Genomic DNA, 14587 nt, shown 5'->3' with positions numbered 1-14587 from the left:
CCGACGGACCTGCCGAGGCAGCCGACCAGACCTTCCCGTCGTCCGCACCTGCTGGCCGGGGGGCCGAGGGGTGCGGCCGCCGTCAGGCGTGCAGCTGGTAGCCGGCTGAGGGAGTGGTGCGCGCAGCCGTGGCCAGGAGGTCGCGCGGGAAGCGTGCCGCCGGTACCGGCGGGCAGTGCAGGTAGCCCTGCACGCTGTCACAGCCGACGCTGGCCAGTGCCGCGAGCTCCTCCAGGCGCTCGACGCCCTCGGCGACCACGTGCATCCCCAGGCGGTGTCCCATGTCCACGATGGTCGCCACCAAGGTGTCGTCGGCGGGTTCGTGCAGACCGCGGGGGAACAGCGCCAGCACGAACGACCTGTCGATCTTCAGCTCGTCGATGGGCAGCTGACGCAGGTAGGACAGCGAGGAGAACCCCGTCCCGAAGTCGTCGATCGAGGTGCGCACCCCTGTCGCCTTCAACGTCGCCAGCACCTGCGCAGCCGCTGCCGGGTCGACCACGAGGGTGTCCTCGGTGATCTCCAGGCAGAGCAGGTCCGCCGGGACTCCGTGACGGGTCAGCAGGTCGGCGATCTCGAAGGCGAAGGAGGGACGCGTGAGGCAGTGCGCGGTGATGTTGACCGAGACCGGCACCCGGTGGCCCTGGCGCAGCCACGTGCGGCACTGGAAGAGCGCCTCGGTGAGCACCTTGCGGGTGAAGGGTGCGGCGAGGTCAGCGCTGGTGGCCATGGCGATGAACTCCGCCGGGGGCAGCAGGCCGCGCACGGGGTGCTGCCAGCGCGCCAGCGCCTCGACCCCGAGCAGGCGCCCATCGGCGAGGGAGACCTTCGGCTGGAGGTGGACCACGATCTCGTCATCGGCGTCCAGAGCGCGGCGGAAGTCCTTCAGCGTGGCCAGGTGGCACGCGGTGTGCTCATCGCCGTCGACCTCGTAGACAGCAGTGCCCGCCCCCGACCGCTTGGCCGCGTACATGGCGACATCAGCCTCACGCAGCAGCTCCTCGGCGGTCTGGGTGAGCTCGACGGTCGTGAGGGGTGCGGCGGTGCCCCGGGCCGGGCGGTGGGCGATGCCGATGCTGACGTCGATGCTGATCGCGACGTTCTGGTCCGGGGCCTGCGCTGAGAGGTCGGTCGAGACGTCGGTCGCGGCGCTCCTGACTCCGCTCCTCAGCGTGGTCACTCGTCCGATGGTCGCCCGCAGCCGCTGGGCGACGCTGAGGGCCTCCTGGGCGTCGAGCCCTGGCAGGAGCACGGCGAACTCGTCCCCACCCAGGCGCACCAGCAGTCCGGGGCGCTCGACTCCCGTGGTGGCGCGTGCGGAGACCGCGCGCAGCAGCTCGTCACCAGCGGAATGACCCAGGGTGTCGTTGACCTCCTTGAAACGGTCCAGGTCCAGGGCGAGGACGGCGACCTGGTCACCGCTGGTCAGGGCGGCGTCCAGGGCCTGAGCCAGGTGGGCGCGGTTGGCCAGGCCGGTGAGGTCGTCGTGCAGGGTCTGGTGGCGCAGCTGCTCCACGAGGTCGGCCTGGACCCCCCGGGCGCGCTCGGCCAGGGTCCACGCGGTCAGGGACCCGGTGCACGCGGCGGCGAAGAAGCCGGCGTGGACGGCGGCGAAGGCCCAGGGGTGGTCCATGTGGGCGTGGCTGTGGCCGTAGACGGCGTGGGGCCACACGGTGCCGACCAGACCGTGCTCGAGCAGCACCCAGGCCACAGCGACCGAGAACGGCGCCCAGGCCTCGTACAGCGCGACCACGGGAACCATGACGAAGAAGTGGAAGTGGGCCTCGATGTACCCCCCGGAGACGGACACGAGGTAGGAGGAGCACGCCATGAGCCCAGCGGCGGCGGCGCTGGAGGTCAGCGCTCGGGGCAGGCGCAGGCGGCCGCGGGTGAGCTGCTCAGCGGTGGCGAGCAGGTACAGCACCACCGGGACGACCAACGGCGCAGCGGCGATCAGCGTGGTCTGCAGGTAGAGGCTGTAGGCCGCCAGGAGGGGCAGGTGGGCCAGCAGGACGGTGGTGACCCAGCGGTGGCGGGTGCGCCAGACGTCCTCGGGCAGTGACAGCAGGCCCGGTGGGCGCCAGCGTGAGCGGCCGCCGGCGTGGTTGGCGTAGAACACCATGGCGTATCGACGTCGATCGCTCGCACCTGGAGCGCTCCGCTCCCACGAGCCCGCGCCAGCTGGTGGGGGGTGCGGGCTGGGGTGCGGCCGGGCACCAGTCGCTCTTCCCTCGCGGAGGCCGCCTGGTCTCGTCTCGTCTCCGCGCACCTGCAGGCGTCAGGCGCAGGTGCCCTGGCCACCGTCGCCTGGTCCACCGGCGACCGGACTGCTGGGCTGGGAGATCGTCAGCTGGGACCACACCGTCTTGCCGGTCGGGCGCATCACCACGCCCCAGTCCTCGCTCATCGCCTCCACGATCGCCAACCCGCGCCCACCCAGCGCCCCCTCCTCGGCCTGGCGCTGGCGCGGCAGACCGGTGGAGGCATCAGTGACGCTGATCCGCAGGCGCCCGTCGTCCACCTCCAGCTTCAGCCGCACACGCCCCTCGGCATGGATCGCGGCGTTGGTCACCAGCTCAGAGAGCACCACCGCAGCGCAGTCCGCGGTGTCCCCGCCCACGCCCCACAGGTCCATCTGGCGGTGCAGGAAGCGCCGGCACAGGCCCGGGGCGCCGGGGGAGCCCTCCACGTCGAGCTCGGCGGCCTGCCCCACCGGGCCGGCGTACGACAGGCCCAGCAGCGCCGCGTCATCGCTCAGGTCGGAGGCCACCCCGGACATCACGGCGTGCACCAGCGCCTCGATGTCGCGGTGGGGCCCCCCGGCGATGGACATGACCCTCGGCAGGTCGGCGGTGATCCCGCCGGCCACGGTCTCCACCAGCCCGTCGGTGTACAGCAGCACCTGCGCCCGCCCGGTCAGCTGCACCATGGTCTCGGCGTAGGTCGAGCCGAGCTCGACGCCCAAGGGGATCCCCGGGTCCACCTCGACCTCGCGGACGGCGCCCTCGCGCACGACCAGCGGTGGGGGGTGGCCGGCGGTGGCCACCCGCATCGCGCCGGTGCGCTGGTCCAGCTGCACCAGCGCGCAGGTCGCGAAGAGGTCTGGGCCCAGGTCTCCCAGCAGGGTGTTGGTGCGTGCCAGCGCCGCCCCCGGAGCGTGGCCCTCGGACACGTAGGCGCGCACTGCGGTGCGCAGCTGGCCCATCAGGGCCGCCGCAGTGCTGGAGTGCCCCTGCACGTCCCCGATGACGAAGGTCACCTGGTGCTCCGAGACCACGACGTCGTACCAGTCCCCGCCGATCTCCTGCCCGGCCTCGGCGGGCAGGTAGCGCACGGCCACCTCCACCCGGTCCAGCGGGGGCAGCGTGCGCGGCAGCAGGGAGCGCTGCAGCACCTGCGCCAGCTCGCCGAGGCGGGCCATCGCGAGCTGCTCGGCCTCGTAGGAGCGGGCGTTCTCGATCGCCACGGCGGCGTAGGTCGCCACCGCTTCGGCCTGGTGGCGGCTGGCGTCGCTGAAGCGCCCGGGCTGGACGTGGGCGAGCAGGATCGCCCCGAGCATGACGCCCTGGATGCTCTTGACCGGCACCGCCAGGTAGGAGCGGACCGGCGGGTGCCCGGGCGGCATCCCGCCCACCTGCCCGTAGCGAGGGTCGGTGAACAGGTCGTCGATGAGCACCGTGGTGCCCTCACCGGAGACCGTGGGGGCGAAGACGTCGGTGATGCGCACCGGAGGGAGGTCCGCCTCGGCCGGGCGCGGGAAGACGTCGCGGGGTACGCCGGACAGGGCGAAGGCGTCCAGGCGCTCGCTGCCGACGGTCTTGAAGTAGGCCCCGTAGGACGCCCCGGTCATCCGCACGGCGAGGTCGACGGCTTCCTCCAGCAGCGGCTTGGAGCGCTCACCGCGGTAGGTCGCCAGGTGGGCCAGGTCCCAGTGGAAGGGACGCAGCCACCCCTGCTCGGCGGTCACCACGACGACGCAGGGTTCGCCGGTGGAGAGAGACGCATGGCGGTCCAGATCAGGTGCAGGCACTCCGCGGTGAGTGCAGGGCGCCGCGGGGAGCTGCACGGCTTGCGCCCACGATCCTACAGATGAGCCTCGCTGACGACCGTCGATCGGGCGCCTCGAGCCGTCCGGGACCGCCCGCCCGGAGCCCTGGTCGCCGGTGCTGCGGGAGCGAGAGGGGTTGTGGAGGGGCAGCCGTTGGCCCTTGCAGGCTCGGCCGGCGTCGTTGCTGGTCAGACGGAGGGCCCCGTGGGGCTCGAACCCACGACCCGCGGATCAGAAGACGCCGCCGAGGCGTGCGGTCCCGTGTCGTGTGATGCCGCTCAGTCCGATGAGCAGGGCTGATGTCTCACGGGTGTCCGCGGAGACACGGCTCGTCCGACCCTGTCGTCCTGCGTCTGTGACCATCGTGTGAGCACCTCTGCGAATTCCCGGACCGCCGTGTCAGGGCCCCTGGCCCGTGCCCGCTGGAGCCGGTGAGACTTCGGGTCACCCGGCACTTGTGTACACAGTTGAACCTGCCGACACTTGCGGTGTGGACACTCTCTCCAGCGCCGTCAGCATCCGCGAGCTGCGCGCCCAGCTCGCCGACGTCCTCGGCCGAGCCGGCTACGGCGGCCAGCGCATCGGCATCACGCGGAACGGCAAGCTCGCTGCCGTCGTCATCAGCGTCGAGGACCTCGAGACCCTCGAGGCCTTCGAACTCGCCCAGGACGGCGCCGCCTACCGCGCTGCCAAGGCCGACGACGACGGCACCCGCGTCAGCCTCGAGGAGCTGCGCGCCGAGATCGACGCCGAGGAGGCTGCTGACGACGGCGACGTCGAGGACGGTGACCAGGCTCCTGGCGCACGGCGCGCCGGGGATGCCGGCTGGTGAGCTACCGCCTGGACTTCACCAGCGCGGCGGCACGAGAGGTGGAGAAGCTCCCGCGCCCTGCTCGGGACCGGGTCCTCGTCGCCATCGAGGACCTCGCTGAGGACCCGCGCCGCACGGCGCCTAGAAGCTCGTCGGCGCAGACGTCGCCTGGCGCATCCGCGTCGGTGACTACCGAGTCATCTACGAGGTCGTCGACGAGGTGCTCACCATCACCGTCATCCGCGTCGCTCACCGCCGCGAGGTCTACGACCGCTGACCCCGGCCACGGGACCGGCCCGATGACCATCCCGACCGGTCAGCGGCACGCTGACCATCCCTGCGCGCGCAGGCTCCTGTGATCCTGCGTGCCCTACCGTCCCGCGAGTGGAACGATCCGCGATCTTCGACATCGCCCATCGACGCCACCCCATCGCGGCTCCTGTCGGACGGGACCGGCTCAGAGAGCTCATCTCCTGGATGACCCCACCCCCGACCGGACGCGTGGTGGACCTGGGGTGCGGCGAGGGCGAGTGGCTGCAGGAGCTCCTACTGGCTCACCCCGAGGTGTCCGGCGTCGGCGTCGACCACATGCTGCCGGCGACCGCCGCCCATCGGACCGTCGGTCGAGGCCTGCAGGATCGCGTCCGCTGGATCGAGACCGACGCGAGTCGGTGGTCGGACGGCCAGTTCGACGCCGTCCTGTGCGTCGGTGCTACTCACGCCTTCGGAGGGCTTCACGAGACTCTGCGCGCGGTCGGGCGTCACCTCGTACCCGGCGGGCAGGTGCTCCTGGGAGACAGCATCTGGGAGGCGCAGCCATCCGAAGCAGCGCTGACGGCGCTGGAGGTGACCCCGGACGCGTTACCCGACCTGGCCGGACTCGTCACCGCAGTGCAGAGCTACGGCTTCGAGCCGTCATTCGCCCACGTGAGCACGACGGCGGAGTGGGACGACTACCAGTTCAGCTGGTCAGGCTCCCTGGTGGACTGGGCATTGAAGGAGGCCACCTCCGCGGAGGACCGTGAGGAGGTCCTCGCTGTTGCCAGAGAGCACCGACGCCAGTACCTCGATGGGTGGCGTCAGCAGTACGGCTTCGTGACCCTCGTGCTCCGGGACGCTCTCCGACCAGCTGCTGAGTGACGACCGCCGCCCGGTCACCGACCGCTGACCGTCCGCTCGCAGGCTCCTCGCGAACCCGGGACGCGTCACTCTGGCGCTGGTGCCATCAGGTAGGGCGCCCCCCCCACCAGGTCCATCTGCCACAGCTCCATCGGGCGGGCGCGTTCCCCGCGCTTCCAGACCTGGCTGCGGCGGCGGCGGGTGGCGGGGTCGATCAGGGCGGCCCGTTCGAGGGCGCGGTAGATCCCTGACTCGCTGGGCAGGTCGGTGTCGGTGACCAGCGCGCGGGTGCGCAGCCCGTACAGGATGCGGAGCGCGCCCCAGGTGGGGTGGTCGGTGCCGTCGGCTGCGCAGCTGGATCACCGCCGCTTCGACGTGGGTGGGCATCTGGATCGGGCTGGTGCGGGGCCTGCTGGTGCAGTTGGCCAGGGCGTCGATACCGCCGGCTTCGTAGCGAGCCAGCCAGGTGTGCAGGCTCTGGCGTGAGACGCCGGTGGCGGCGGCGACGTCGGTGATGGTGCGGCCGTCGAACAGGACGGCGTGGACGGCGTTGTAGCGCTGCTCGGCCACGGTGTGCTCCCTCATCCAGGGAGCGTCAAGCAGGACCCGGAACAACACGGTCAGACGGTGAGCCCCGTGGGGCTCGAACCCACAACCCGCGGATTGAAAGACGGCCGAGAGGCGTCCCATCCCGTGTCGTCTGATGCCGCTCAGTCCGCTGAGCAGGGCTGATGTCTCATAGACGTCCGCGGAGTTCGGGCTCGTGCCGTCCCGTTGTCCTGCGTCTGTGACCATCATGTGACCAACTTCCGCCGCAACGTCGGCGTCCCGATGACCGGAACCAACGCTCGAGTGCAACGTGCCAGAGAAGCCCGTGTTCAGTTCCGGGAGAACGCAGTAGCAAGATCCGCTTCAGGGACGGTGCGTCGAGCGCCCACCACGACCGAGGACCCGCACCACTGGCTGCTTTCGGACAAGCGTCTTGTGGCCGGTGGGTCGTCGTCCATGCTCAGTTGCGGCTACGTGGAGGGCTCGTGAGCGCCGTTGGTCGCCGAATGGGGGGCAAATGGCTGAGCGGACTGTGCGGAGGTCGTTTTGGAAACCGCACGCCGCAGACCGCCTCGAGGCCAGTCGGGTCCGGCGAAGATAGATGCTGCGCGCTCGGCGTGTGCCCGGCTGGGGAAGCGGGCGACGCTCTCGCTCAGTATGGGCACCCACACCCAGCGCGAGCGGGCATGCCCTGTCGAAGTTTGGGGACCGAGCCAGTAGTAGTGATGGTTACCGGTGGGATTGCTGTACTGAATCACCCAGCTCCCCATCCGCTGAGACTAGGCATACAGATCAGGTGTGTCGCAGGACGACGGCCACTGGCAGGTAGTCAGGTGCGTCGGTGCCCCGCGGGTAGCCGCGCTGCACCCCGGCCTACGACTGCTGGGCCCCAATGGACATCGTTCGGCCCCTGCGCTGGACGTCTCTCGGTCCGCTTGGCGAACCCTCCGCGCCGCCGCAGCGACCGGATCATTGACTTTGGCAACCTCGCGCGCGATCATGGTGTGCGTCGTAGCGTGACGGATGCTCCAGCGTGAGTCACCGCGACGGCGAGCCCTCGAGAACACGAGGGGCTGTGAGAAGGCGGTTTGATCGTGCGGCCTGTGCGGGCGGGAGCAACGGGCGCGCTGGTGAAGCCGTTGATGGTCTTGTCGGGCAGGCCACTTTCCGGAGTCTTTCGTGCGCAGGTCGAGCCGACGCTGCAGTCGGTGGGACTGGGCCCGGATGCCGCATCGGTGTGGTTGCCGCACCGAGTGGACGTTCGCCTGCCGGAAGGGGGATGGCTCCGGATCGGTCGCCTCAACATGGGCCCGCGGTTTGAGGGTGGCTGGCACGTCTGCCTGGTGCGCGGCGTGGGTGGGCTAGCTCTGGGGGCTGTCACATGGGTGGATGACACCGACAGCAGTCCTGCGGCGCTGCTAGAGCTGCTACGGGCAGTCTTGACTGTTCCTGGCCGCAGGTGCTGAGCGCCCAGATGCGGGTCGGCCCGCTCCGTTCAGCGCTTGAGGACTTCGCGGTGGAACATGTACCAGCCGCTCACCCGAAGCCCCGGGGTAGCCACAGCGGCGACCTTGCGGACGTAGCGGTGATCCTGCAGCTGATCCAGCAGTGCTGCAGCGAGGTCATCACGGGACATGAACGGGTCCTGGATGCGCTCTGGTGCGATGGCGTAGTCGGTACCCGGTTCCTCGGTCAGCCCCGGTGGGCGCACGACCGTCCAGTCCAGGTCGCTGGCCCATACGACGGCTTCCATCGCTTCCATGTCGTCGTAGACCGTTTTGCCGATGCGGTTGCGCAGCACTGACCGCGACAGGCGCCCCGCGATGCCCTGAGGCCGGTGGGTGGTGTCGACCCCACCGGAGGTGACCACCACCAGGCGCCGTTTGCCGTGGCCGCTCATCGCCTGCACCAGCAGGCGGGCACTGGCTGAGTACACCTGCACCGGGTGGCGGGTGAAGGCGGTGCCGATCGTGCAGATGACCGCGTCGGTCGCGGCGACGGCGGTGTCGATGACCGCTGGGTTGGTGGCGTCCCCGGCGATGACCTGCAGCCGGTCGTCGCATAGGGGGAAGGTCTCGGGGTGACGGGTCAGGGCCTGCACCTGGTGGCCGCGGACTAGGGCCTGGTGCACCAGACGCCGCCCCGTGGGCCCGTTGGCCCCCAGCACCAGCAGCCGGCGGTGACGAGGGCCGCTGGTGCGGTGACCGCTGGCGTCAGGGGCTGGGGATGCCGGGGTGCCCGGGGTGGTCACAGGTCGACGGTGTCGGTGGTGATGGGGTCCTTGTGGGGGTTGCCCGTCACCGCTGCGCGCAGGTTGCCCAGCACGAAGGCGGTGGTGCTGCTGGGCGCTTCCCAGTACTGGGCGCTGTCGGCCTCGACCTTGATGAGGACCAGGCCGGGGGTGTCCAGGCCGTCAGGGAACCAGGCCTTGAGGAAGGGGGTGTACAGCTGCTCGGCCTTGGCGCGGTCGCGCACGACCTGCGCGCGCCCGGTGATGGAGGTCCAGGTGTGGTCCTTGGAGTCGGTGAAGGAGATCCCGACCTCGGGGTCGGTGGCGATTTGGGCGGCCTTGGCGGAGTCGGCGTAGGCGAAGAACCACAGGTCGCCGTCGAAGTCGGCGTCCTGCAGGCCCATGGGGCGGCTGACGCGGCGTCCGTGGGTGTCCGTGGTGGTCAGCATCGCGACCTGGGCGTTCTTGACCAGCTGGGCGACGTGGGTGCGGGCGTCGCCGTGGACGGTGTCGTGAGTAGCCATGTCTCCACCCTGCGCCTGCTAACAGATATCTGCAAGTAGGTTGGAGCCACGGCTGCTGGGACCATGCCTCAGTGAACGAGCAGCACGTGGTGACCGAGGCGGACCTGGACCAGGTGGTGACCTGGAACGTGGTGCGCGTGGCCCGCTTCCTGGGCCAGCGGCTCGGTGAGCGCCTCGCCGGCCAGGGTCTGCATCCGGTGCACTTCGGGGTGCTCGCCCAGCTGGACATCAACGGGGCGCTGTCCCAGGCGGACCTGGCGCGCACGGTGCTGCTGCGGCCGCAAAGCATCGCGGCCATGCTCGACGGCCTGGAGCGGCGGGGTCTGGTGGCGCGCACCGGTGAGCGCGTGCGAGGGCGGCGCAACCCGGTGGCGATCACCGAGGAAGGCCGCCGCGTGCTGGCCGGGGCCTGGCGCACCGCTGAGGGCAGCAATGACCTGACCGACGCGGGCCTGAGTCCCGCGGAGGGCTCGGAGCTGAACCGGCTGCTGCTGAAGGTCGCCGGCGCCAGCCGCGGCAGGCTGACCGATGAGTCGGCCTGGGACTGGCGCCAGGCGTAGCCCGACGCGCCGCCCAACCAGGCGCGCCCGTCAGCCCCTCACGGGACAGCCACGGGACAGCCGCGCCCTGGGCAGCTACCTTCCGCGTCCCCTCTCTCGCCCGAGCTCCAGCTGAGCTGGCCTGTCTCCAGTACGGCGACGGCAAGGACTTGCTCACCTCCTCCCGTCCGACGGCTGGGTGGCTCGCGTCGTCGACGGAGGCGCTGAGTACAGCGGCGTTCGGTCATGGGGTGCACGGCGAGACGCTGACGGGTCAGTGGTCCCGTTGCGGGCGGTGAGCCAACGGTGGTCTTCAGCTGCAGATACTGCCGCTACCCCCGGAACCCGCTACCTTCTCTCGAGCGACGAGCGTTGACCAGGGGCGGCGTGAAGGGGCTGAGTTGGACGAAGACCTGAGTATCAACAGCGAGCACGATGACGCCGAGGTCACCGTGCACATCGCCGGTGAGATCGATCTGTCCAATATCGCGCGTGTTCTAGCTGCTGGCCGCGAGGCGCTGTCTTCCACCGACCGGCAAGTGCTGGTACTGGATCTGCGAGCGGTGACCTTCATCGACTCCGCAGGAGTGGGCGCCTTGGTCAAGGTGGTGAAGGCCGCGCAGGCCGAGCAGCGCACCACCAAGGTGCTCGTGCGTGCACCCTCGGTGGTACGCACCTTCACCCTGATGGGGTTGATGCGGGCCTGGGACGTGCGGGCAGAGGCAGCCGTCGCCTAGGCATCGCCCCTGGACACAGTCTGTCCCGCTCGTCCCTCCCAAGTTCGACAAGACGCCGGAACAGCGATCGGCCGTCCTCCAGCGTTTTCATCACCCGGTCCAGACTGCCCGCGGGCCAGCCTCACAACCACCCGCCCCTACTGGCCCGCCCATGATCCGGGCGGTCACCCCGAGAACGGCTTGATGCGCTCCAGGACCGCCTGCTGAAGCCGCTTCGGTTTGCCGTGGGCGACCTCATGCTCCGCGCGGGACCCAGTCGTGCTCGGCAGGATCTCAGTACCCGAGGCTGGACGAGGTCGTCGACGAGGTACCTGCAGCCGAGAGCTCGGTCAGCCGGCCGTGGATCGTTCGTGCTGCCACCCACCGCGTGAGCTCGTCAGCCGGTAGGGCTGGAGAGTGGAGGTACCCCTGCAGCTCGTCACATCCCATCTCGACGAGCTGCCTGTGCGTTGCCTCGTCTTCGACGCCTTCGGCGACTACCCGCAAACCAAGGGCATGGGCAAGAGCCACCGCACTGGCGACCACCGCACCAGCCCTGGGGTTGCTCAGCAGCTCCACGGTGAAGGACTGATCGAGCTTGAGCTCGTGCACCGGGAGCCGCTGCAGGTACGCCAAGGAGGAGTAGCCCGTTCCGTAGTCATCGATGCTCAGGCCCACACCGAGGTCGGCCAGGTCGCTCAAGACCGCGAGGCTGCGTTCGGGGTCGCTGATGAGCACGCTCTCGGTCACCTCGAGGACCAAGGCGGCGCTGGGGACACCGCTGGCGTGCAGCAGAGCCGCCACCCGCTGCGGCAGAGCGGTGTCCAACAGGTTGGACGCCGACAGGTTCACCGACATCCTCACGTCGGTGCCCTCAGAACGAAACGCCGCGAGCTGTTCCACCGCCAGGCCGAGGACCACCTCGGACAGCGGCCCCATCAGCCCGTGGGCCTCTGCTGAGGCCAGGAACGCACCGGGCGGCAGCAGGCCGCGGGAGGGGTGGTGCCAACGCACCAGCGCCTCCACTCCACTCACGACCCCCGAAGCGGCCGCGACCTGAGGTTGGTAGTGCAGCACCAGCTCCCCAGCTACGAGCGCGTGGCGCAGCTGCTCGACCAGCATCAGCTCACCGGAGGACTCCAGGTGAGTCGCGCGGTCGTAGACCGCCACCTCGGTCCTGGTCCGCTTGGCCTGGTACATCGCCGCGTCAGCCCGGCGCAGTAGTTCCGTGGCGTACCGGTCACCGTCGACGCCGTCATCCTGTCTGCGCCGGTCGAGGCTGCCGTCCTCGCACAGTGCTTCGAAGTCGGTGAGCACGACCCCGATGCTGCACGTGACGTGGATGTCGGCGGGACCGATGCTGAAGGGCGCTGCCACGGCCCTGACGATGAGCTCGCCCAGCTGCGCCGCATCGAGTGCGGAAGGCGCAGGGGCAGCGCCATCGCTCGCCGCTGTCCGGACGACCGCGAACTCATCCCCACCCAGCCGGGCAAGGAGATGACCTGGGGGCAGCTGGCTCCGCAAACGTTCGGCGACGGCAGTGATCAAAGCGTCACCGGCCATGTGGCCCAAGCCGTCGTTGACCTCCTTGAACCTGTCCAGGTCCAACAGCGCCAGCAGGAGGTGACGTCCTGCGGCGAGCTGCTCGGACAGCGCACCCAGCAGCGCTCGCCGGTTCGCCAAGCCCGTCAGGTCATCAGTGAGAGCCTGCTGGCGCACCTGCGCCAAGTGGGCGAGGTCTGCCACGTTGTTGCGCAGACGCAGACCCGAACCTACTCCGGCGGCCACCGCCATCGCCGTGGCCGCGCCCGTACCCCCGCTGAGGTGGGTCAGCACCAGCGTGGCCAGGGAGACCACCAGCACCCCGAAGGCGCCCTGGGTGGAGTCGCTCGCCCTGGTCGGAAACGGGGTAGTGGCCTCATGGCGGTCCATGGCAGCAGCCACCAGGAGCACCGCACCACCCGCCGCGCACACCTGAACCCATACAGGAAGTCCGGCGGTGGGCTCGTCCAGTTGCGTCAGCCATGCTGCGGCGGCGGCCAAGAGCCCGCTCAGGGCTGCGCTCAGCACCCAGAACCGGCGGTCGCGGGCAAGCCCCGCCAAGGCGGGCAGCGAAGCCGCTGTCCCCAGGCACACCGTCAGCACCGCCAAGGGGAACACCCGGGCAGGCAGCTCCCACCACGTCGCATCGGCCGCGGGTGACCACAGGAGCCGCAACAGGCTGTCTGCCAGGGCCGTGGCCACCAGCACACTGCTCAAGCCGTTCAAGGTGTCGTGCGGATCGGCCAGCGCCGTGGGGTAGCGGTTCCAGCGGACCAGCGCGCCGTACAGCGCCAGGAAGGCCACCACCCACGGGCCCACCACGACCACAGCCGTCCACGGAACCGGTGCGCCGGCCTCTCGGAGCAGATCCCAGGCGATGGCGCCCAGCGCGATGACTGCTGCGGCGAGCGCTAGGCGCCGCCACAGGGGGCGTTCCGTCCGGACTCTGCGGGCCCGGCGCAGGGCCGCCGTGGACGCGGTGAGCCCGAGCACGGCGGCAACGACTACAGCGACTGGCACCAGGTCCCCTCTCCTCAGTCCCAGTGAGGGACTAGCGGCGGCACCCGGCCCGGTCTGGAACGCGGCAGCACCTACACGGGGTGCATCGGCCGCTACGCTGCGGCGATCCAGCAGTGCGGTCGCCTCGAGCGCTGATGTCACTCGCGTGGTCCTGCTGATCTGTCGCTACAGCTCGGCGTACTCACGGCCGTCCACCCGAGTTTCGATCATCTCTTCGGGTGACCGACTCCTTCCTCACTCCTCGCAGCGAGCTGATCTGACGATGCCACCCAGGTGCCTCTGCCCACGACTCTGCGCGCTCGCCACCCCCGCCCCGCCGCCCGCACCGCCGCCGCGGTCCTCGCTGCTGGCGCTGCTGTGCTCCTCCTGTACTCCTTCATCGACCCCGCCACTCCCACCCTGATCCAGCGTGGCCCCAGCTGGGCGGTGGCCGCGGCCGCGGCGGCGCTCGCCGCCTGGTGCTGGTGTGGCGACGCTGACCGCCTGGACCGCGCCGGGGTGATCACCGCAGCGCCAGCGCTGGGCACCGTGCTGATCTGCGCGCAGGCCTGGCACACCGGTGACGTCTCCGCCTCGGTGCAGGTGTTCCTCGCCCTGCCCGTCATCGCCGCTGCCACCCAGCTGCGCGCCGGCGGTGCAGCTCTTGCCGTGGCCACCGCAGTCGCCGGTGACCTCGTGCTCACCACTCGGTTCCTGCCGCTGTCGGCGGCGCTGACCGACGTCGTCTTCGTCGGCACCACCCTGGCCGTGGTGTCCCTGGTGCTGGTGCGCTTGCTCGACGTCCAGGAGGCGGACAAGGCCGAACTGGCCCGTCTGGCCGCAGTGGACACCCTCACTGGGCTGGTGACCCGCCGTGTTCTGGACGACGCCCTGGCGGCCTCCTTGAGCTCGGCGGCCTCTGCGGCTGGTACCGCGCTGGTCCTGGTCGACGTCGACAACTTCAAGACCATCAACGACAGCCACGGCCACCCCGTGGGCGATGACGCCCTACGCCACCTGGCACGGGTGTTGGCCTCCTGCGTGCGCGATCATGACGCGGTGATCAGCCGCATGGGCGGAGATGAGCTGGCGGTGCTGCTGCCGGGTTGCTCGGCGCAGGTCGCTGCCGCTCGCGCCGGCGACCTCGTCCAGGCAGTACGCGATCGTCCCCTGGTGCTCCCGGACGGCACTTCGCTGGTGATCACGGTCAGCGTCGGGGTGGCGCAGGTGCCACGGCACGCGATGGGTCTTCGTGAGTTGTACGCAGCAGCTGATGCTGCTCTGTACCGGGCCAAGCGCGGTGGCCGTGACCAGCACGCCAGCGCGATGGCATGACGGCGGGTCGCTCCAAGCGGCCATCAGGCCCGTACGCACTCGGCCGCGCCGTACGACTGGCAGCGTCTCGCAGCCAGTCATCGATTGCGCTGCTACGCGGACGATGCCTGCCCGGGTGGGTCGGCTTCTAATCCACCACGGGCTAGCCCAACCGTTGGAAACCGCTTCAGAAGTG

General features: G+C 70.3%; 10 protein-coding genes and 2 pseudogenes. 6 read left to right on the top strand and 6 right to left on the bottom strand.

Annotation, left to right across the window (positions count from 1 at the left end):
• Positions 1 to 82: 82 nt before the first annotated feature.
• Positions 83 to 2122 (bottom strand): bifunctional diguanylate cyclase/phosphodiesterase, encoded by a 2040-nt coding sequence (locus tag F1641_RS09620; protein ID WP_194904726.1) that lies wholly within the window; start codon positions 2120 to 2122, stop codon positions 83 to 85.
• 156 nt (positions 2123 to 2278) lie between these two features.
• Positions 2279 to 3967: a SpoIIE family protein phosphatase gene (locus F1641_RS09615; RefSeq protein ID WP_194904724.1), complete on the bottom strand. Its 1689-nt coding sequence runs from the start codon at positions 3965 to 3967 to the stop codon at positions 2279 to 2281.
• A 571-nt stretch (positions 3968 to 4538) separates the two neighbouring features.
• Between F1641_RS09615 and F1641_RS09610 the strand changes: the two are divergent.
• The 3 genes and pseudogenes from F1641_RS09610 to F1641_RS09600 all read left to right on the top strand — a co-directional run.
• A pseudogene (locus F1641_RS09610) lies at positions 4539 to 4796 on the top strand (type II toxin-antitoxin system Phd/YefM family antitoxin); the annotation flags it as partial.
• 238 nt (positions 4797 to 5034) lie between these two features.
• Positions 5035 to 5136, top strand: a complete 102-nt coding sequence (locus F1641_RS23805; RefSeq protein ID WP_375541476.1) for a type II toxin-antitoxin system RelE/ParE family toxin — start codon at positions 5035 to 5037, stop codon at positions 5134 to 5136.
• Between the two features lie 107 nt (positions 5137 to 5243).
• The gene (locus tag F1641_RS09600; protein ID WP_194904720.1) at positions 5244 to 5999 is read left to right on the top strand and encodes a cyclopropane-fatty-acyl-phospholipid synthase family protein; all 756 of its coding nucleotides are present in this window, start codon (positions 5244 to 5246) and stop codon (positions 5997 to 5999) included.
• Positions 6000 to 6350: 351 nt separating this feature from the next.
• Here F1641_RS09600 and F1641_RS23800 read toward each other — a convergent pair.
• The 3 genes and pseudogenes from F1641_RS23800 to F1641_RS09590 all read right to left on the bottom strand — a co-directional run.
• Positions 6351 to 6563 (bottom strand): annotated as a pseudogene (locus tag F1641_RS23800) (helix-turn-helix domain-containing protein); the annotation flags it as partial.
• 1459 nt (positions 6564 to 8022) lie between these two features.
• On the bottom strand, positions 8023 to 8778 hold the full coding sequence (locus F1641_RS09595; protein WP_194904718.1) for an NAD(P)-dependent oxidoreductase: 756 nt from the start codon (positions 8776 to 8778) through the stop codon (positions 8023 to 8025).
• Positions 8775 to 9281: a pyridoxamine 5'-phosphate oxidase family protein gene (locus tag F1641_RS09590; RefSeq protein ID WP_194904716.1), complete on the bottom strand. Its 507-nt coding sequence runs from the start codon at positions 9279 to 9281 to the stop codon at positions 8775 to 8777. Before F1641_RS09590 ends, F1641_RS09595 begins: the two co-directional genes overlap by 4 nt.
• Before the next feature lie 71 nt (positions 9282 to 9352).
• On the opposite strand from F1641_RS09590, the gene F1641_RS09585 reads away from it, so the two are divergent.
• Entirely contained in the window at positions 9353 to 9841 is a 489-nt protein-coding gene (locus F1641_RS09585; RefSeq protein ID WP_194904714.1) for a MarR family winged helix-turn-helix transcriptional regulator, read from the top strand.
• Positions 9842 to 10221: 380 nt separating this feature from the next.
• Positions 10222 to 10557 carry an STAS domain-containing protein gene (locus F1641_RS09580; RefSeq protein ID WP_194904712.1) on the top strand — a complete coding sequence of 112 codons (336 nt, stop codon included), beginning with the start codon at positions 10222 to 10224 and terminating at the stop codon, positions 10555 to 10557.
• Between the two features lie 273 nt (positions 10558 to 10830).
• Here F1641_RS09580 and F1641_RS09575 read toward each other — a convergent pair whose 3' ends face one another.
• On the bottom strand, positions 10831 to 13071 hold the full coding sequence (locus F1641_RS09575; RefSeq protein ID WP_194904709.1) for a bifunctional diguanylate cyclase/phosphodiesterase: 2241 nt from the start codon (positions 13069 to 13071) through the stop codon (positions 10831 to 10833).
• Positions 13072 to 13524: 453 nt separating this feature from the next.
• Between F1641_RS09575 and F1641_RS23140 the strand changes: the two genes are divergently transcribed.
• Positions 13525 to 14412, top strand: a complete 888-nt coding sequence (locus F1641_RS23140; protein WP_194904707.1) for a GGDEF domain-containing protein — start codon at positions 13525 to 13527, stop codon at positions 14410 to 14412.
• Positions 14413 to 14587 lie beyond the last annotated feature (175 nt).

The organism is Quadrisphaera sp. INWT6, assembly GCF_015390235.1.
In the GTDB taxonomy this organism is placed as follows: domain Bacteria; phylum Actinomycetota; class Actinomycetes; order Actinomycetales; family Quadrisphaeraceae; genus Quadrisphaera.
The sequence above is the reverse complement of the archived record's forward strand: the minus strand, read 5'-3'. Positions and strand labels throughout refer to the sequence as shown.

Coding starts and splice junctions, on each gene's coding strand:
- F1641_RS09590 (WP_194904716.1), bottom strand. CDS start 9,281: ATGGCTACTCACGACACCGTCCACGGCGACGCCCGCACCCACGTCGCC.
- F1641_RS09620 (WP_194904726.1), bottom strand. CDS start 2,122: ATGGTGTTCTACGCCAACCACGCCGGCGGCCGCTCACGCTGGCGCCCA.